The organism is Pseudomonas sp. G(2018) (genome assembly GCF_005502415.1).
Taxonomy (GTDB): Bacteria; Pseudomonadota; Gammaproteobacteria; order Pseudomonadales; family Pseudomonadaceae; genus Aquipseudomonas.
Genome location: NZ_SCOO01000016.1, coordinates 17,234 through 36,480, shown reverse-complemented (window position 1 = coordinate 36,480; position 19,247 = coordinate 17,234). Strand labels below are relative to the sequence as shown.

Sequence of the window (19,247 nt, the reverse complement as noted above, 5' to 3'; positions counted from 1 at the left end):
ATTCCCATGAAAATCGTGATTGCCCCCGATTCGTTCAAGGACAGCCTGAGCGCCCAGAGCGTGGCCGATGCCATTGCCCTTGGCCTGGCCGAGGTCTGGCCCGATGCGCAGTTGATCAAATGCCCGATGGCCGACGGCGGGGAAGGAACGGTCGAGTCGGTGCTGGCAGCGTGCGATGGCCAGCTTCGGCATACCATGGTGCAAGGGCCGCTGGGCGCGACGGTCGAAGCCGCCTGGGGCTGGTTGCCCCACAGCCACACCGCGATCATTGAAATGGCCGAGGCCAGCGGTTTGCAATTGGTGCCGGTCGATCAGCGCGATGCCTGCATCAGCAGCACCTTCGGCACCGGTGAACTGATCCGCGCCGCTCTCGATGCCGGCGCGCAGCGAGTCATTCTGGCCATCGGCGGTAGCGCCACCAATGACGGCGGTGCCGGGGCGGTGCAAGCCCTGGGCGTCAAACTGCTCGATGCCCAAGGCCTGCCCCTGGCACCGGGCGGCCTCGCCCTTGCACAGCTCTTCCGCATCGACCTGAGCGACATAGATCCGCGACTGGCCAAAGTGCGCTTCGACATCGCCGCCGATGTGAACAATCCCCTCTGCGGCCCCCACGGCGCTTCAGCGATTTTCGGCCCGCAAAAAGGTGCCTCGCCCGAGCAGGTCCAGCTACTGGACCACGCGCTCGGACACTTCGCCGATCACTGTGCCAATGTCCTGCGCAAAGAGGTACGCGACGAGCCGGGCAGCGGCGCGGCAGGCGGCTTGGGTTTTGCCGCCAAGGCGTTTCTCGGCGCGCAATTCAAGGCCGGTGTTGAAGTGGTGGCGGAGTTGGTCGGCCTGGCCGACGCCGTGCAAAACGCCGACGTGGTGATCACCGGCGAAGGGCGTTTCGATGCCCAGACCCTGCGCGGGAAAACACCGTTCGGCGTCGCGCGGATTGCCAGGCAACAGGGTGTTCCAGTGATCGTCATCGCCGGCACCTTGGGCGAGGGGTATCAGGCGCTGTACGAGTATGGCATCGACGCCGCGTTCGCCCTGGCGAGCGGGCCGATGTCCCTGGCGCAAGCCTGCAGCGAAGCGCCTCGCCTGTTGCGTGAGCGGGCGAGCGATATTGCCCGGGTGTGGCGGGTGGCAGCTCTGCGCAATCCCCTGTAGGCGCTGCCGCAGGCTGCGATCTTTTGATCTTGATCTTCCTGGGACCGCCGAAAATCAAAGGATCGCAGCCTCGTTTCACTCGACAGCTCCTACAGTGGATCAAACTGATCAAGCACCCGGGTACCTGTCAACTTTGACAGTATCGCGTTTGAAAAAACCGGCGCTTAATTCCTCCAGGTCTTGCGACCGGGCAGAACGACAAGCGCTTAGCAGTGTTTAGCCATGGGTTGGGCTGCCAGAGAAGTTTGAAGGCCATGACGCTGTTCATGGCCGAACTGAAACGGATTTGGAGAGACACACATGGCCAGTTCATTCCAGAAACTGACTGCTGAGCAAGTGCGCGCCCGTTACCGTGAATGGTTCTCCCGGGCCGATATCGTGAAACCCATCATCGTGGATGCCCTTGATGAAACCGGTTTGATACACAGCAGGGACGTTGACGCAGCGTTGAAAACCTCCATTCCAGTGTGGGATAGCCGACCTCTTCTTCCACCTGACCCAGAAAATGGTATAGGGCCGAATGTACTGACGCACGAGATTAAGCTTCCCCATTCACAGAATTGGTTGCGTATCGGTAACCCAGAAGAGATTCCCTGGATAGGTGAATTGCCTGACTCAGAATTCCCCCTGTCAAGGTCGATCCCCGTTGATACATTCCGCGGTTACGAAGGGCTATTCCAGTATCGTTACCGCGTAAAGAACTGGTTTGACGAGACCCACCGAGAATCCCCACCGACCCCGGTGCTCATCGACAGAACCGGGCCGAATTCCTGCATTCGGTAGCCCTGGACCTGCTCCATGCTGCCGGGGTCGATGCTCAAACCAGCACCGTGCAGCATTCGTTGCTCACTGGACAGGAACTGTTGAACCAGGACGGTGACGTGGAAGTCCGTTACAACTACGACGCCTTACGTCGGCTGACCAGTGAAATTGTGGCGTACGACACTGCCAACGAAGCTCGCCGTGATTACCAAACCACTCTCAGCGCCGCTCATGGAGAATCAGCCGAACACATCATCATCAACGCCAGACAGGTCAAGACACGCACCGTCCACGACGGGTTCGGTCGCGCAATACTGGTAGAGCGCGATCATGTCGATAGTGACAATCCGAACCTGTACCGGCGAACCAGCTCAGCACGCTACAACACGCGGGGTGATCTGATCGAAAGCACCGTATACGACTGGCTGGACGATGAAGAGTTGGCTTTGACCACCCGTTTCAAGTACGACGACTGGGCGCAGCAATGCACGATAATCGGCCCGGATAATGTCGAAACTCATCAACGTATCGACCCGATCGGAACTGCGGACTGGGAGGGGACGGTCATACGTAGCTGGCGCCAGAGCGCCGGACCAAATCCCATTATCAGCGGTTGCAGCGAAACCTGGCTAAACGAGTTCGGCAAGCCGGTGCGCACGCGCGTGCTGGATGCGGCGCAGCAGGAAGTTTCTGTTGATACATATTTGTATGACGGACTGGGTAACTGTACCCATCCGTTTACAGCGCCTATGGCGAACGCCACAGTGATGACGCGCCACAGAGCCTGCTGGCCTTCAACGGCGAATTTCTTGACCCGGACAACGGGTGGTATCTGTTGGGCAGGGGCTACCGGGCTTATAACCCGGAGCTGATGCGTTTTCATACTCGGGACTCGAACAGCCCCTTCGGCAGCGGCGGTGTAAATCCCTATTGTTATTGCCGGGGCAAATGCACCGGTACCCAGTGTCCTGTTGACCCCTACGGCAAAGTCATCCAGAAACAAGTGTTCACATTCGATAAGCTGGATAACATCACGTTCGTGATTACCTATTTCGACGGCACTTCCAATCGGGCAAGGTATTACTACGACAATGCGGACAAGGTGCAACTGAGCAAGGTCACCAACAATCATCCGGACTACCCGAAGCAAATCGATCTGACCTACAACCTGGACGGACACCTGATTCAGGACGAAGAGAAACGCACCCTCGAATATGACGCCCTTGGTCGGTTAATCAGCGTCAGCGAACCGTCGGGTGGGGCGTCGAAAAGCACAAGCTTCACCTACACCCCCCTGGATCACATCGCCGGCAATGACGACGGCAGCGGGCAGGCGCAGCGTTTTTATCAAGGCGATCAGTTGGCCAACCAGGTCAAGGGGGCTGACAGCCGCACTTTCATGTGGGGTGACAATAATGCGCTCGCTGAGCTCCAGGCAGGTGATGCCCCAAAGTCTTGATGCTGGCCGGTGATCGCAAGAGCACGGTGTTATCCAGCATGAGTACCACAGGACGGGTTGACAGCGCTTATACGGCATATGGTCATCGAAAGGATCAGCCGTTGAACGGCAGCGCCATAGGGTTCAATGGCCAATTTCTTGAAGAGGGTATTGATGGGTATGCGCTGGGCAATGGCACCCGGATTTATAGCCCTTTATTGATGAAGTTTCATAGTCCGGATAATTACGGCGTGTACGGAGAGGCGGGATTCAATCAATATGCGTACTGCTTCGGGAATCCAAATGACTTTACGGATCCTTCGGGGAATGTTCCTTTTGGATTGGGCTGGGTTTCAAAACTTGTATCAAGAGTATCCAAATTGCTTAAGCCGAAAAATGTTGCGGCCGGTGTGAAGCGCGGTAGTCGGGATTCCTTGGACGAGTCCGTGCTCAAGCCAGCCAAGAAAGGCACCGGAGCCGATGTAGTCGCGAAGCCGACAGCCAAAACAACGGCTGTTACTAGTAAAATTTCGAAAAGTGTCCCTGCTAAACCAGGGAACAAAAGAGGGGGATTTTGGGAGGGTGTCAACAGCGGAGAAATTCAAGTCAAATACACGACCCAAGGGACTGGACCCGGTGTTCCTGGCAGGTCGCCTGTAACAGGGGCCAAGTTCGGAGAGTCGCTGGGTAACCCTCCCAGCGGATTGGAACAATGGAACTCCCAGTCAGTAGCTTCTGATTCAATGTTTCGGAGTACGAAGCAGGTTTTGACTGGCAATTGGAGTCGATCAGAGGAAGAAATGAAAGCCATTCGATCTCACTTCGTTCCAGCCAAAAAGTAGTATGAACCTGTCCATGCTCGTCGCCTTCGGCACGAGCATGGACCTCGCTACTTTGCAATCGATGTCACCTCTTGAAATCGTACGCTGTGCCGGCTTCAAGGCAACTCAATCAACCCCAACTCCAACGCCTTGACCACGGCGCAACCGCGAGAACTCACACCGAACTTGCGGCGGATATTGGAAAAGTGATAGTTCACCCCCGCCTCGGTGCAGTTGAAGATCATGCCGATTTCCCAGGATGACTTGCCGACTGCGCTCCACTGCAGCACTTCTTTTTCCCTGGCGGTCAGTTTGATGACCGTGGTTTGTTCCGGGCCCTGATGTTGAAAATGGGCCTGAGCCGCTGATAAATGCAATTGCGTTGATTGGGCACGGTACATATTCGGTGTCTCCCATCTATCGACAATGATTGCGGGCTGCGCTTGATCGTCCTGCTCCACATCGGCAGGGGCGCGTGACTTTCCCTCAGCCGCCCGGGCAGGCGGCTGCAGGTTCGAATTCTTTATATCCCGAATGAAAATTTCTGGGACCTGTCATAAATTACAGGTGGCTGACCAGGATCTGTATAAGCTGCTGAGTGTGTTGTCTTTTTCCCTCAAAAAAAAATGGACTCATGCGCGCTGTCTCATTTGGTCATCTAATTCAAACGCCGCGCTGGCGTGTTTGGCGAATTGAGATAGGGTTGACTCAGGATCCCGCGCGAATGGAGAACGACATGCGCTATTCCGCCTTGACCCAACGAATCGCCGGTGACGGAGCGGCGGCCTGGCAGATTCATGATCGAGCGGTGCAATTGCGCGAGCAGGGCGTCGATGTGTTGCTGTTGTCGATCGGCGATCCTGACTTCGATACGCCACGACCCATCGTGCGGGCTGCCATCGACAGCCTTGTCGCCGGCGACACTCACTATCCTCCCGTGCGCGGCACCCGTGGATTGCGCGACAGCATCGCCCGTCGACACAAACAGCGCAGTGGTCAGGTGGTTGCTGCCGAGCATGTGATGGTGTTTCCCGGCGCCCAGTGTGCGGTGTACTCGGTTGCGCAATGCCTGCTCGACCCCGGCGATGAGGTGATTGTCGCCGAACCGATGTACGTCACTTATGAAGGCGTGTTCGGTGCCATCGGGGCTAAAATCGTGCCGGTGGCGGTACGGCCGGAGAATGGTTTTCGGGTTGACCCCGAGGATGTCGCAGCCCTGATCACGTCGAAGACCCGCGCCGTTCTGCTCAACAGTCCCAACAATCCTTCCGGCGCCAGTTTACCGCTATCGATCTGGAAGGCATTGGCGTCGTTGTGTATTCGTCACGACCTGTGGCTGATCAGTGACGAGGTCTACAGCGACTTGTTGTACGAGGGCGACCACATCAGCCCTGCGAGCCTGCCGGGCATGGCCGAGCGCACCGCGACAATCAACAGCCTGTCCAAATCCCATGCCATGAGCGGGTGGCGGGTGGGCTGGATGATCGGGCCGCCACCCTTGGCCGATCACTTGGAGCATCTGTCGTTGTGCATGCTGTTCGGGATTCCCGAGTTCATTCAAAACGCCGCGCAACTGGCACTGGATCAGGACTTGCCTGAGGTGGCGTTGATGCGCGAAGAGTACCGTCGGCGGCGTGACCTGGTGTGTTCAAGTCTCAACCGTTGTCCGGGCATCCGTGCCATTCAACCGGACGGTGGCATGTTCGTGATGGTCGATGTGCGCCAGACCGGGCTGTCCGCACAGCACTTCGCCGAGCGGCTGCTGGAAGGCTATGGCGTGTCGGTGCTGGCGGGCGAAGCGTTTGGGCCGAGTGCGGCGGGGCATATTCGCCTGGGGCTGGTAGTGGACCGGATAAAACTGGCCGACGCCTGTCGCCGGATTGCACTGTGTGCGGAGGACTTGCTGGAGCCACGCGCGGAATTTGCCTGAAATTGACAACGCATACTTTGTAACTAGTAGTAGGGGAATTTACTTGTCGCCACTATCAGTTCTGTCAGGTTGTGCAACGGCGCAGCCGTTTGTTCAATGGAGGTATGAGGATGACTGACAGGGCTGACTGATGAGTACGAATAAGAAAGACGCCGACTCGATGGATTATGCCGGGGTGGTTATCTGTGCTCCCGGCAATTTGAGAGGCCGCCGCCTTTCAGCATCCAGGGCCAGGCTGGATTGGGATAACTTCTATGCAGGGTGCCCCCTGTGTCCCAACGCTACGGGTTTTGAAGTCAGCGTTGAAGGTAGACCCCCGATTGAAGTGATTGCGCCCCCGTACGAACTAACGGGGCTGAAAATAGATAACAGGTATCGCGTGAGTATTCGTGCGAAATCAGGCGTCAATATTGTCTCGACGCCAAGCCATGTAGAAATTGGTGGATTTCCAGAGTGGCCTCTCTTTCTACAGTACTCCGATGTCACGAGTCACTCCGCAGTTTTCAGATGGCGTACTCCCCCTGGAACACCGGTGTTTGACTATGTGATTTATCGCGATGGAGAGCCCATTGCCTCCACACGTGAACTGGTATACACGCTCACTTCGTTGAAACCGGCCACCCGGTACAGGGTCGAGGTCAGGTCGAGGACTGTCGAGTCAACGTTGTCCGATGCAGCGGAGAGGAATTTTACCACCCGCACAGACGATAATTCCGTGCCGAAGCCTCCCACCAACTTTCGTCACAAACGGACAGGGATTCGTATCAAGATTGATTGGGATGCTCCTGAGGATGGGCCGGCAGTGACCGATTATCACATTGTCATGATCTCTCTGAGGGGAACAACCACGTATGATTCACTCGAGCCGACGATTTCGCCCGTTCTCTTGCTTGATAACTACCAAGTCGCCATTACGGCTCGCAATGCGATGGGGGACTCAGTGCCGCCACTAGAGGGTAAAATTTTCGAGTTGTGACACCGAGTGAAGTACCGGGCAAGAAGCAGTGTGGTGGGACTCAATCAAAGTCCCCAGCCGCGATCCACGCCTGCACATTCACCAGATTCCCCGGCCGCTGACCCGCCAGCGCCGCCAACAAATTCTCTACCGCACACTTGGCCATGGCTTCCCGGGTTTCATGGGTCGCCGACCCAATGTGCGGGGTCGCCAGCACATTATCCAACTGCAACAACGGTGAATCCGGGTTGAGTGGCTCGCGCTCGAACACGTCCAACCCGGCGGCGCGAATCTGTCCCGCATGCAGTGCTTCGGTCAGCGCCTTTTCGTCCACTACCTTGCCTCGCGAAATGTTGATGAATATGGTCTCGGGCCGCATTTGTGCAAACTGCTGCGTCCCAATCAATCCCTCGGTTTCAGCGGTCAGGGGCAAGGTCAGGCAAACGAAATCGGCCTGCTGCAACAACTCGGGCAAGCTGCGGTACTGCGCATGGAATCGCTGCTCCACCGCCGGTTTCGGCGAATGACTGTGATAGATCACCGGCATGCCAAAACCGAAATGTCCGCGCTGGGCCAAGGCTTCACCGATCCGCCCCATGCCGATGATGCCCAGGGTTTTGCCGTGCACGTCGGTACCAAAGTGCGCGGGACCGATGTTGCGCTGCCAGTTGCCGGCGCGAACCAGGTTTGCCAGCTCCACCACGCGCCGGGCAGTGGCCAGGATCAGGGCGAAGCCGGTGTCGGCGGTGGTTTCGGTGAGTACGTCCGGGGTGTTGGTGAGCAGGATGCGTCGCTCGGTGAGGTAGTCGACATCGTAGTTGTCAACGCCCACCGAGACGCTGGCGATGACCTCCAGATCCGGTGCCAGGTCCAGTAATTGCGCGTCCAGTTTCAGACTGGCGCCGAGCAAGCCCTGGGCATGGGGCAGGGCGGCACGCAAGCGGCTCAAGCCATCGGCATCGAGGCTGTCGATCAGCGTCACCTCGGCCTGTTCCTGAAGGCGGGCCATCAGCGACGGCGAGAGTTTCTTGTACAGCACAACCTGCTTTTTCATCGTGGGTTTCTCTACTTCAATTCAGGAGTGGGCAGGGCGGGTCTCGGCAACCGGGGGCCGTTCGCGGTCACTGGCGCCGGGCTTGAGGACAATCGTCAGCACCACCGAGAGCATCAGCGCACCGCTCATCAACAAGTACGAGGCGCCGGGCGAGCCGGTGGAACTGTTCAGGTAACCGACCAGATAGGAACCGCCAAACGAGCCGAGGGCGCCCATGCTGTTGATCAGCGCCATGGCGCCACCGGCGACGTTGGCCGGGAGGATTTCCGGGATGATCGCGAAGAACGGCCCATAAGGCGCGTACATGCACGCACCGGCGATCACCAGCAGGGTGTAGGACCACCAGAAGTGTTCCGCGCCCAAGGCGTAGGAGCCGTAGAAGGCAATCGAGGCGATCAGCAGCGGCGGCCAGACGAAGCGTTTGCGCTTCTGCAATTTGTCCGAGCCCCAGGACACCAGCAACATGCCGATCACCGCCGCCAGATACGGCAGCGCCGAGAGCCAGCCGGCTTCGACCATGTCCATCTGCGCGCCGGCCTTGAGGATCGACGGCAGCCACAACACGAAGCCATAGACGCCGATGCTCCAGCAGAAAAACTGCAGGGCCAGGATGATCACTTTCGGCGAACGGAAGGCCTCGGCGTAGTTCTTCACCGCCTTGATGCCCACCTGTTCGGCGGCGAGGGCGCTTTCCAGGTCGTGTTTTTCCTGGTCGTTGAGCCACTTGGCCTGGGCTGGACGATCATCCGCCAGCTTCCACCAGATGAATGCCCAGAACACCGCCGGCAAACCTTCGATGATGAACATCCAGCGCCAGCTGTAGTGCTGCACCAGATAGCCCGAGACCACCGACATCCAGAGCATGGTCACCGGGTTGCCGAGGATCAGGAAGGTGTTGGCCCGCGAGCGTTCGGCACGGGTGAACCAGTGGCACAGGTAAATCAACATCGCCGGCATCACCGCGGCCTCGACCACGCCGAGCATGAAGCGGATGACGATCAGCCAGTAAGCATTGGACACGATGCCGGTCAGGGTTGCCAGGCTGCCCCAGAGGATCAGGCTGACGAAAATCAGTTTCTTCACGCTGTGCTTTTGCGCGTAGATCGCCCCCGGCACCTGGAAGAAAAAGTAGCCGAGGAAGAACAGCGCGCCGAGCATCGACGACAGGCCCGGGGTGATCATCAGGTCGGCGGCCATGCCGGATGCGGCGGCGAAGCCGTAGTTGGCGCGGTCCAGGTACGCCAGACTGTAGGTGATGAACACGATGGGCATGATGTACCACCAGCGGCGGGTGGCGAGGGTTGCGGTTTTCATGGGTGGTGCTCCTGAGCTTGTTGTTTTTGTCGCAGCAGGTAACGGTTTTAAATCTTCAGTGATTGTTCTGGCCTCTTCGCGAGCAGGCTCGCTCCCACAGGTACGGTGTTGACCTTGTGGGAGCGAGCCTGCTCGCGAATGGCGGTTTCGAATTCGACGGACATTTCGGACCGGGTCGGCAACCCCTCCATATCCCCCCGGCTCTGCACCGCCCGGCTGCCAACCCAGTTGGCACGCTTCACAGCGTCGGCCATGCTGTGGTTTTCCAGTAGCGCGCTGATCATGCCCACGGCGAAACCGTCGCCGGCACCGACGGTGTCGACCACCGTTTCCACCGGCACGCCCGCGACGAAGCCTTCATCCAGTTGCGTGCGGTAATAGGCGCCGTGTGGGCCAAGTTTGATCGCCACCGCTTCGACACCCTGATCGAGATAGAACGCGGCGATATCGGCCGGGTCTTCGAAACCGCTCAGCAAACGACCTTCGCTCAAGCCCGGCAGTACCCAGTGGGCGAGGGCGGCGAGGCGGTTGATCTCGCTGATCATCTGTTGTTGGCTGGCCCACAGGCTCGGGCGCAGGTTGGGGTCGAAGGACACGCTGCGTCCGGCGTCGCGCATACGGGTCATCAGTTCGAAGGACATTTCCCGCGCGCTGACGGACAGCGCCGGAGGAATGCCGGTGGCGTGCAGGTGCCGCGCCTTGAGCAATTCGGGAACGATCGACTGCGGCGACAGGTGACTGGCTGCCGACCCACGACGGAAGTACTCGACCCGGGGATCGTCGCCGTCGTCGGTGCGGGACTTGAGTTGAAAGCCGGTGGGGTGCGCGGTGTCGGTCACGACATGGGTGCAGTCCAGGCCTTCTCTTTGCAGCGTATCGGCCACGAACCGCCCCAGTGAATCATCACCGACCCGGCTCAACCACGCCACCTTGAACCCCAGTCGCGACAGGCCTATGGCGACGTTACTGTCGGCCCCGGCTATGCGCTTGTGGAAGTGGTCTACGTTGGCCAGGTCGCCGTTCTGATCGGCAACGAACATCGCCATGGTTTCGCCGAACGACAGAATATCGATCTCAGACATGGGCGTTCTCCAGCTGTGGCTGACCGAGGCAGGAGAGGATGGCGACATGCTCGGTGGTGAGCTGCACCAGGTCATCGCCTTGCAGCGGATATTCCGCGGCCCGCATCACGTCCTGGGCCATGTGCCGCAGCAGTTGCTCCCACAGATGCAGGTCGCTGGCAGCCGGTGGTATGGCGACCAGCTTGCCGTCGGCCCGCCGTGACACGGCCTTGCAATGCACATAGCCAACATGGCGGCCGAGCAGCCGCGCGGCGCTGGCGGCGGATTGATCCTGCCAGTGCCAGTTGCCGATATCGAAGGTCATTTTGATGGGCAGCTTGTGCTGCTCGACTTCAGTGAAAAAACGCTGGAAAGGTTCGATGCGGCCGCCGTGGAGGGTCTGGTCGTTTTCCACCAGCAACTGCACCGGACTTTGCCCCAGGATGCGGGCGAGGGTTTGCAGGTCGTTGTTGTCGGTGAAGTAGCCCAGTGAAACCTTCAGCCATTTGGCACCGAAGGTTTGGGCGCGTTGCAGGGCGTTGATCAGTTCGGGGTTGGGCTTCGACTGGCCGGCCAGCCACAGCTCCATGGGCGAGGAATACACGCTTTCAAGCCCTTGGGTACGAGTAGCCTCGGACAGTTGTGCAGGATCTTCGTCTGTCAGCAATTCTTCGCGCCATTCGATGCGATTGGCGCCGGCGGCGGCCAGTATTTCGATGAAGCTGCCCTGGCCACGCTGGCGTACCAGATCGGCGCCGTAGCTGGATAGGCTGATGGAGACGGCGGGTTTGTTCATTGTTTTTCTACCTCTGAAACCGGTTTCATTTTTGTTCAAAAAAATAGGTGTTGTTCTTTCGGGCCTCTTCGCGAGCAGGCCCGAACAATCACCGAGAAATCCCGCGGGTCGACCCCCGCACAATCAACCGCGCCGAAAAATCCAGGGTCCGCACCGGCCCGTCATCCCCGCGCAAACGCTTGAGCAGACACTCAAACGCACTCGCGCCAATCTCCTCCGTCGGCTGGGCGAGGGCGGTGATGCCGCTGCCCACCAGCGGGTACCAATCCAGATCATCCAGGGCAATCAAACCCACGTCTTCAAAGAGCTTGCACTGGAGTTCACGCAAGGCATGGGTGCTGGCCAGCGCCGCAATGCCGTTGGCACAGAACAGCGCTTTCGGGCCGGGGCCGGGTGTGTCGAGGAAGGATTTGAGGTTCGCGGTCAGCTCGCTGCCGGTTTCGATGATCGTCCCGCTCAGCGTCGAGCGCTGCGCGATCTGCTCTTTGAACCGCGTCACCCGTTCAATTCGCGAACTGGTGCCATCGAACGGTTCAGTCACCAGCAACACGTCACGATAACCACGTTCTTCAAGATGCTTGAGGGCCATGTCGACGGCTTGCGGGTTGTCCAGTCCGACCATATCGCTTTCAAGATGCTCGACCTTGCGATCCACCAGCACCAGCGGCATTTCCCGGTGCAGTTCGTGCAATTCGTCGCGGTGATGGCCGAGGGTGTTCACGATCAGGCCTTCGATGTTGTACGAGCGCAGCAGTGCCAGGTGCTGGCGTTCCTGCTCGTCGTCGCGGTCGGTGTTGCACACCACCAGGCTATAGCCGTGCTGACGGCAGGCGGTTTCCACCCCGTGCATCACGGCAATCGAATAAGGGTTACGGATATCGGCCACCAGCATGCCGATCAGGCGGGTGCGCCCGCGTTTCAGGCCGCGGGCCATCTGGTTCGGGCGGTAGCCCAATTCGGCAATTGCCTGCTCGATGCGCTGGGCAATGGCGTCGGAGAGCAGGGCGCGGTCGTCACCGATGAACCGCGACACGCTGGCCTTGGAGACCTTGGCGTGTTCGGCCACGTCGAGCATGGTGACGCGGCTGCGTTGGGCGGCGGAGAAATCGTTCACGGGCTGAAACCTTGTTATTGGATTTATAAGGTCCGGTGTGCTGTGAGCCAGTACTGAAACCGGTTTCAGAAGACACCAAAAGCGGATTCGCCGTCAAGCCCCGCGTTAGCGATTGTCCGACAAATGGGCTCAAGCCAAAACGCTCATCCACGCCGAACCCAGCAACAGCAGGGCCATGCAGCGATTGAACCGTTGCATGGCGCGAGGCGAGCGCAACCAGCGGCTGGAGCCCGCGCCGAGCAACGCCCAGACACCGAGACACGGCACCGAGATCAGAAAAAATGCCAGGGACAGGTACAGCACATGCATCAGACGATCTTCTCCCGCCCCGGCAAACACGCTGACCACGGCCAACGCCATCATCCAGGTTTTCGGGTTGATCCATTGCAGGCCGGCAGCACCCCAGGCTCCGAGGCGGTCTGCGCTTTTTTGCGAAGTAATGGCCATGGCCGGTGCGCTGAAGATTTGCCACGCCAGGTAACTCAGCCAGGCTACGCCGGCCCACTGCATCGCGGTTTGCACGACGGGCAGCGCGGTCAATGACGAACCGGCCCCGGTGCCCACCAGCAGCACAAGGGTCGCCGCACTGGCACAACCGCCAAAGATGATGGGAACAGCGGCGGTCAAACCGAATCGGGCACTGTTGCTCAGTACCAGAATGTTGGTCGGGCCGGGGGTGATCGAAGCCACGAAGGCAAACAGCAGGAAGGGCAGAAACGTCGGAAACGAAGACAGCATCGCGGGCAAACTCCGGTGAAGATCAGTGAGTGGATCCTCACTGTTGCCGGGGCTACCTGTCTGGAAGGTTTGAGCAGCGCTTGCGATACAGCGCGGGCGTCAGGCCGTAAGCCCGTACGAACCAGCGCCCCAGATGACTCTGATCGGCAAACCCCAGCGCCATGGCCACCGCCGCCGGTTGCTCGCCCCGGGCCAGCATCCGCCGGGCCGTGGCCAGGCGCAACTGCACCAGATAAGCGTGGGGCGCGATGCCATAGGCGGCCTTGAAGGCGCGGGTCAGGCGGAAGCGGTCGACCCCTGCGGCGGCGGCCACCTGGTCGAGGCCGATGTCTTCGTGGGCATGGGCGTGCAGAAAGTCCCGAGCCTTTTGCGCCACCAGCGGCAAGCGCGGGTCGTTGGCATAACGGGCGCGCCAGTGCAGGTGCGTGGTGAGGCGTTCAAGCAAACCGTCGAGGGCGGTCTGGCGAACGATCTTTAGCTCGCCCCGATGCAAGGCTTCGAACGCCAGGCTCGTGGCGTGGGTCAGACGCACGTCGCTCGCCAGTGTGTTGGCGAAGCTCAACTCACCCTGGTCGGGCGCGCTGTCGAACACGGCGCTGAGTTCGCGCTTCAACCACTGCGGATCGAGGTACAACGTGCGGTAGGTAAACCCTTCGACCGTCGGCGCTTCGCCGTCGTGAATGTCACCGGGTTCGAGCAGGAACACTTTGCCCGGCGTGCTCTGATGCCTGGCTCGCCGACAGTTGAATTGCTGTACCCCTTGCTCGGTGATGCCCACCAGATAGCTGTCATGCCAGTGCGGATCGTAGGCGTGGCCCTCGAAATGCGCGCGCAGGGTCTCGATGCCGGTGTCGGCGTCCTGGGCCAGGTCGATCCAGTTGTGAGAGGTCATGCGGCACCTGCGGTACGGATTACCGAGTCATTTAACGCCTGCAGCGGGGGCAATGACTAGAACGTTTGTGCACAAAGGTCAGTTGAACAGTCCGGCGGCGATGTTGATCGAAAACCCGAGAATCGCCGTATTGAACAGAAAGCCGATCAGCGATTGCGCCAGCACAATCTTGCGCAACTCCCGAGTCGCCACGCCGATATCCGATGTTTGTACCGCCACGCTGAGGGTGAACGAGAAGTACAAAAAATCCCAGTAATTGGGCGTGGTCAATCCTTCGGCAAAGCGCAGCGCCGGTTCCTTGCCGTCCCAAGTGTAGAACAATCGCGCGTAGTGCACGCTGAAAATCACCCCGATCAGCAGCCACGAACCGATCACTGTCAGCGCGGTGAATCCGTAATGCAGCAGTTTGCGGGTGGTTTCCAGGTCTTTGCTGCCGGCCAGTTCGAAAGCGATGGTGGCCAGGCTGGCGATGGCGGCGATGCACACGATGAACAGCACCAGTCCGGCATTTTCGTCTTCGATCTCGGCGATGCGTTTCACGTCCGGGGCTTTGGAACGCACGGTGAGCCAGAGCATCAGCACCAGATAAGTCCAGACCCCGACGTTCCAGCCGATGAGGATTTTGCTAATGATGGAATCGGCGGGAACCAGAATGCCCGCGGCGATGCCCAGCGTGGTGGCGGCGGACAGACGCGGGTGGGTGTGGGTGAGGTAGGGCATGGAGGCTCGTTGGGGTGGGATATGCAAACACCTTAGCCCAGCGTTATCAGGTATGACCACACTCTAGCAAGCAAGCCCGCTCCCCCAGGGTAGTGTGGTGTTGGTTAGATTTTCTTATGCCTCTTGCGCACCAGCTTCATCACCACCACAAAAAACACCGGTACAAATATCACCGCCAGGGTCGCGGTGATCATGCCGCCGATCACCCCGGTGCCGATGGCTTGCTGGCTTGCCGAGCTGGCGCCGGTGGCAATCGCCAGCGGAACCACGCCGAGGATGAACGCCAGGGAGGTCATGACGATCGGCCGCAACCGCAGGCGTGCGGCTTGCAGGGTGGCGTCGATCAGGTCGTGGCCTTCGTCGACCAGGCTCTTGGCGAATTCGATGATCAGGATCGCGTTCTTCGCCGACAGGCCGATGATGGTGATCAGGCCGACCTTGAAAAACACGTCGTTGGGCATGCCACGCAACGTCACGGCCAATACCGCGCCGAGCACACCCAGCGGCACCACTAAAAGCACCGAGGTCGGTATCGACCAACTCTCGTACAACGCCGCCAGGCACAGGAACACAATCAGCAACGACAAACCGAGCAGAATCGGCGCCTGACTGCCGGACAGGCGTTCCTGCAACGACAGGCCGGTCCATTCCTGGCCCAGTCCCGCCGGGCCGAGTGAAACCAGGCGCTCGATTTCGGCCATCGCTTCACCGGTGCTGTACCCAGGCTTTGGCTCGCCGGAAATGCTGATCGCCGGATAGCCGTTGTAGCGGGTCATCTGTGCCGGCCCCTGGGTCCATTTCGCCTGGACAAACGCCGACAGCGGCACCATGTTCCCGGCGTTGTTGCGCACGTGGATCTTCAACAGGTCTTGGACCTGACTGCGTTGATCGCCCTCAGCCTGTACCACCACCCGCTGCATGCGCCCCTGATTGGGGAAGTCATTGATGTAGGCGGAACCGACGGCGGTGTTCAGCACACTGCCGATATCGGCGAAGGACACGCCCAGCGCATTCGCCTGTTTGCGGTCGACGATCAATTGCACTTGCGGTGCTTCGGCCAGGGCGCTTTCGCGCACGTTCATCAGGATCGGGCTCTTCTCGGCGGCCGCCAGCAGCTCGGTGCGCGCGCGCATCAACATGGCGTGACCGAGGCCGCCACGGTCCTGCAGGCGGAGCTCGAAGCCGCTCGAGGTGCCGAGGCCATCCACCGGTGGCGGCAAGACCGCAAAGGCCATGGCGTCCTTGATCTGGCTCAGGGCGATGTTGGCTCGATCGGCAATCGAACTCGCCGAGTCATCGCCGCCACGTTCGGACCAGTCCTTGAGCGTGGTAAACGCCAGCGCCGCGTTCTGGCCGCTGCCGGAGAAGCTGAAGCCGAGAATCACCGTGCTGTCGCCAACGCCCGGTTCCGTGGCGTTGTGCGCTTCGATCTGCTCGACCACCTGCACCGTGCGGTTCTTGCTCGCGCCCGGTGGTAGCTGGATGTCAGTGATGGTGTAGCCCTGATCCTCCACCGGCAGGAACGAGGAGGGCAGACGGCTGAAGCACAGCCCCAGCCCCGCCAGCAGTACCCCATAGATCAACAGATAACGACCGCTGCGTTTCAACGCATAGGCGACCCAGCCTTGATAACGCGTGGTGAGTTGCTCGAAACGGCGGTTGAACCCGCCGAAGAACCCGGTTTTTTCATGATGCTCGCCCTTGGCGATGGGCTTGAGCAGCGTTGCGCACAGTGCCGGGGTCAAGGTCAGGGCGAGGAAGGCCGAGAACAGGATCGACGTCGCCATCGACAGCGAGAATTGCCGGTAAATCACGCCGACCGAACCCTGCATGAACGCCATTGGAATGAATACCGCCACCAGCACCAGGGTGATACCGATGATCGCGCCGGTGATCTGCTTCATCGCCTTGCGTGTCGCGTCCCTGGGCGACAGGCCTTCGGTGGCCATGATCCGCTCGACGTTCTCCACCACCACGATCGCATCGTCCACCAGGATGCCGATGGCCAACACCATGCCGAACATGGTCAGCACGTTGATCGAGAAACCCAGGGCCAGCATGGTCGCGAAGGTGCCCATCAACGCCACCGGTACCACCAGGGTCGGGATCAGCGTGTAGCGGATGTTTTGCAGGAACAGGAACATCACCGCGAACACCAGCACCATCGCCTCAAGCAGGGTGTAGACCACTTTGGTGATCGAGACTTTGACGAAGGGCGACGTATCGTAGGGAATCTTGTATTCGACGTTGGCCGGGAAGTAGCGCGACAGCTCATCCATCTTTGCCCGCACCAGCGTCGCGGTACTCAGGGCGTTGGCCCCCGGCGACAGTTGCACGCCGACGGCGGTCGACGGCTTGCCGTTCAGGCGCGTGGAAAACTGGTATTCCTGACTGCCGATCTCGACCCGAGCGACATCGGCGATGCGCACCGTCGAGCCGTCCGGGTTGGCCTTGAGCACGATGTCGGCGAATTCTTCGGGCGTCGACAGCTGACCTTTCACCAGAATGGTTGCGGTGATTTCCTGGGTCGTGCGGCTCGGCAAATCACCGATGCTCCCCGCCGAAACCTGGGCGTTCTGCGCGACGATGGCGGCGTTGACGTCGGCGGGGGTCAGGTTGAAACCGATCAGTTTCTGCGGGTCGATCCAGATGCGCATCGCCCGTTCGGCGCCGTACAACTGGGCCTTGCCGACACCGTCCAGACGCTTGATCTCGTTCATCACGTTACGCGCCAGATAGTCGCTGAGCGCCACGTCGTCGAGCTTGCCGTCGCTGGAGGTGAGGGTGATCAACAGCAGGAAGCCGGCGGAGACTTTCTCCACCTGCAAGCCTTGCTGATTGACTGCTTGCGGCAGGCGCGACTCCACGACTTTCAGGCGGTTCTGCACATCCACCTGAGCCATTTCCGGATCGGTGCCCGGCTGGAACGTCGCCTTGATCGTCGCGCTGCCGAGGCTGCTTTGCGACTCGAAATACAGCAGGTGATCAGCGCCGTTGAGCTCTTCCTCGATCAGGCTGACCACGCTTTCGTCGACGGTCTGCGCCGAAGCGCCGGGGTACACGGCATAGATTTCGATTTGCGGCGGCGCGACGTCCGGGTATTGCGCCACCGGCAGCTGCGGGATGGACAGTGCACCGGCCAGCAGGATGAACAGGGCGACCACCCAGGCGAACACCGGGCGGTCGATAAAGAACTGCGGCATAAACAAGCGTCCTGCTTACTGGCCAGAAACCTGGGCAAGTGGAAGAGGGGTGTCGTCGATCTGCACTTTTTCGCCGGGTTTGGCGTGTTGCAGGCCTTCGATGACAATGCGGTCGCCGGGCTTGAGGCCACTGGTGACGATCCAGCGATCGTTCTGCACCGCACCCAACTCCACCGGTTGCTGGCCGACCCGTTGTTCGGCATCGAGCAGCAGCACTTGCGCGACGCCGGCACTGTCTCGCTGGATCGCCCGTTGCGGCACGCTGATGCCTTGCTGGTTCACCGCTTGCTCCAGGCGCACCCGCACAAAGCTGCCGGGCAGCAAGTCGAGGTCCGGGTTGGGGAATTCGCTGCGCAGGATGATCTGGCCGGTGCCCGGGTCGACCGTGATGTCGCTGAACAGCAACTTGCCCGGCAATGGGTAGAGGCTGCCATCGTCCTGAATCAGCGTGGCTTTGGCCTGGCCCTGGCCGACCGCCTGCAACTGGCCGGAACGGAGGGCGCGGCGCAGATCGTTGAGTTCGCGGGTCGATTGGGTGAGGTCGGCGTGGATCGGGTTCAACTGCTGAATCAGCGCCAGTGGCGTGGTTTCGTTCTGCCCGACCAATGCGCCTTCGGTGACCAGCGCACGGCCGATGCGCCCGGAAATCGGTGCGGTGACGGTGGCGTAGCCAAGGTTCAATTTCGCCCGTTCAACGGCAGCCTTGCTGGCGGCAACGTCGGCGGCGGTCTGTCGCGCAGTGGCCCGGGCGTTGTCGTAGTCCTGGCCGCTGATGGCCTTGTCGTCGATCAATTGCGCGTAACGCTGTTCTTGCAACCGGGCCTGGAATGCGTTGGCTTCGGCCTTGCGCAACGCTGCTTCGGCACTGTCCAGGTCAGCCTTGAACGGTGCCGGGTCGATGCGGAACAGCACATCGCCTTTTTTCACGTCGCTGCCTTCGCGGAAAGTGCGCTGCAGGACCACGCCGGCCACACGGGCACGGACTTCGGCGATGCGCGGCGCGGCGATGCGTCCGCTCAGCTCACTGGTGATCGATAGCGGCCGGGCTTCGACAGTCTCGACACGAACACTGGCCAACGGCGCCTGTTCTTCGGCGGTCGAGGCCTTGTCGCACGCACTCAGCGTCAACGCCAGGGCCAGAAGGCTGAGTCTGGCAAGCAGATTCTTAGACATGAATTACCCCAATAATGACCCCCGGCATCCTACTGGGCGGCGGTGAGCGGAGCGGTGAAGCTTTGTTGGCGCTGTGTGAAATTGTGTAAGGGTTTTACTCAGGAGTGTGCGGGGGCGTATA

At 60.1% G+C, this 19,247-nt stretch carries 16 protein-coding genes and 1 pseudogene; 6 read left to right on the top strand and 11 right to left on the bottom strand.

Translation table 11 applies throughout. The features are described from left to right. The first annotated feature begins 6 nt into the window (after window positions 1-6). From FFS64_RS16730 to FFS64_RS16715, 4 genes and pseudogenes are all read left to right on the top strand, one after another. Window positions 7-1,155 (top strand): glycerate kinase, encoded by a 1,149-nt coding sequence (locus FFS64_RS16730; protein WP_137806300.1) that lies wholly within the window; start codon window positions 7-9, stop codon window positions 1,153-1,155. Between the two features lie 300 nt (window positions 1,156-1,455). Continuing rightward, window positions 1,456-1,938: a hypothetical protein gene (locus FFS64_RS16725; protein ID WP_137806299.1), complete on the top strand. Its 483-nt coding sequence runs from the start codon at window positions 1,456-1,458 to the stop codon at window positions 1,936-1,938. A 703-nt stretch (window positions 1,939-2,641) separates the two neighbouring features. Continuing rightward, window positions 2,642-2,863: pseudogene (locus tag FFS64_RS32225) on the top strand (RHS repeat-associated core domain-containing protein); the annotation flags it as partial. 551 nt (window positions 2,864-3,414) lie between these two features. Next, a complete protein-coding gene (locus FFS64_RS16715; RefSeq protein ID WP_171017097.1) occupies window positions 3,415-4,197 on the top strand; it encodes an RHS repeat-associated core domain-containing protein in 783 nt (260 codons plus the stop codon). Window positions 4,198-4,292: 95 nt separating this feature from the next. Here the strand turns inward: FFS64_RS16715 and FFS64_RS16710 are convergent, their stop codons facing one another. Then, on the bottom strand, window positions 4,293-4,577 hold the full coding sequence (locus FFS64_RS16710; protein ID WP_137806296.1) for a LuxR family transcriptional regulator: 285 nt from the start codon (window positions 4,575-4,577) through the stop codon (window positions 4,293-4,295). Window positions 4,578-4,912: 335 nt separating this feature from the next. On the opposite strand from FFS64_RS16710, the gene FFS64_RS16705 reads away from it, so the two are divergent. Beyond that, on the top strand, window positions 4,913-6,106 hold the full coding sequence (locus FFS64_RS16705) for a pyridoxal phosphate-dependent aminotransferase (protein WP_137806295.1): 1,194 nt from the start codon (window positions 4,913-4,915) through the stop codon (window positions 6,104-6,106). A 130-nt stretch (window positions 6,107-6,236) separates the two neighbouring features. After that, window positions 6,237-7,082 carry a fibronectin type III domain-containing protein gene (locus FFS64_RS16700; RefSeq protein WP_137806294.1) on the top strand — a complete coding sequence of 282 codons (846 nt, stop codon included), beginning with the start codon at window positions 6,237-6,239 and terminating at the stop codon, window positions 7,080-7,082. 40 nt (window positions 7,083-7,122) lie between these two features. Here FFS64_RS16700 and FFS64_RS16695 read toward each other — a convergent pair whose 3' ends face one another. From FFS64_RS16695 to FFS64_RS16650, 10 genes are all read right to left on the bottom strand, one after another. Beyond that, a complete protein-coding gene (locus FFS64_RS16695) occupies window positions 7,123-8,115 on the bottom strand; it encodes a D-glycerate dehydrogenase (protein ID WP_137806293.1) in 993 nt (330 codons plus the stop codon). Between the two features lie 21 nt (window positions 8,116-8,136). Then, complete coding sequence (locus tag FFS64_RS16690; RefSeq protein WP_137806292.1) at window positions 8,137-9,429, bottom strand: MFS transporter; 1,293 nt, start codon at window positions 9,427-9,429, stop codon at window positions 8,137-8,139. 47 nt (window positions 9,430-9,476) lie between these two features. Next, window positions 9,477-10,511: a sugar kinase gene (locus FFS64_RS16685; RefSeq protein WP_137806291.1), complete on the bottom strand. Its 1,035-nt coding sequence runs from the start codon at window positions 10,509-10,511 to the stop codon at window positions 9,477-9,479. After that, window positions 10,504-11,286 carry a sugar phosphate isomerase/epimerase gene (locus tag FFS64_RS16680; protein WP_137806290.1) on the bottom strand — a complete coding sequence of 261 codons (783 nt, stop codon included), beginning with the start codon at window positions 11,284-11,286 and terminating at the stop codon, window positions 10,504-10,506. The genes FFS64_RS16685 and FFS64_RS16680 overlap by 8 nt, the downstream gene beginning before the upstream one ends. Window positions 11,287-11,374: 88 nt before the next feature. Next, a complete protein-coding gene (locus tag FFS64_RS16675; protein ID WP_218571087.1) occupies window positions 11,375-12,361 on the bottom strand; it encodes a LacI family DNA-binding transcriptional regulator in 987 nt (328 codons plus the stop codon). A 168-nt stretch (window positions 12,362-12,529) separates the two neighbouring features. Further along, entirely contained in the window at window positions 12,530-13,138 is a 609-nt protein-coding gene (locus tag FFS64_RS16670; protein WP_137806288.1) for a LysE family translocator, read from the bottom strand. A 52-nt stretch (window positions 13,139-13,190) separates the two neighbouring features. Then, entirely contained in the window at window positions 13,191-14,030 is an 840-nt protein-coding gene (locus tag FFS64_RS16665) for an AraC family transcriptional regulator (protein WP_137806287.1), read from the bottom strand. 78 nt (window positions 14,031-14,108) lie between these two features. Continuing rightward, entirely contained in the window at window positions 14,109-14,750 is a 642-nt protein-coding gene (locus tag FFS64_RS16660; RefSeq protein ID WP_137806286.1) for a DUF1345 domain-containing protein, read from the bottom strand. A 104-nt stretch (window positions 14,751-14,854) separates the two neighbouring features. Then, complete coding sequence (locus FFS64_RS16655) at window positions 14,855-17,953, bottom strand: efflux RND transporter permease subunit (RefSeq protein ID WP_137806285.1); 3,099 nt, start codon at window positions 17,951-17,953, stop codon at window positions 14,855-14,857. A 15-nt stretch (window positions 17,954-17,968) separates the two neighbouring features. Next, a complete protein-coding gene (locus FFS64_RS16650; protein ID WP_137806284.1) occupies window positions 17,969-19,126 on the bottom strand; it encodes an efflux RND transporter periplasmic adaptor subunit in 1,158 nt (385 codons plus the stop codon). Window positions 19,127-19,247 lie beyond the last annotated feature (121 nt).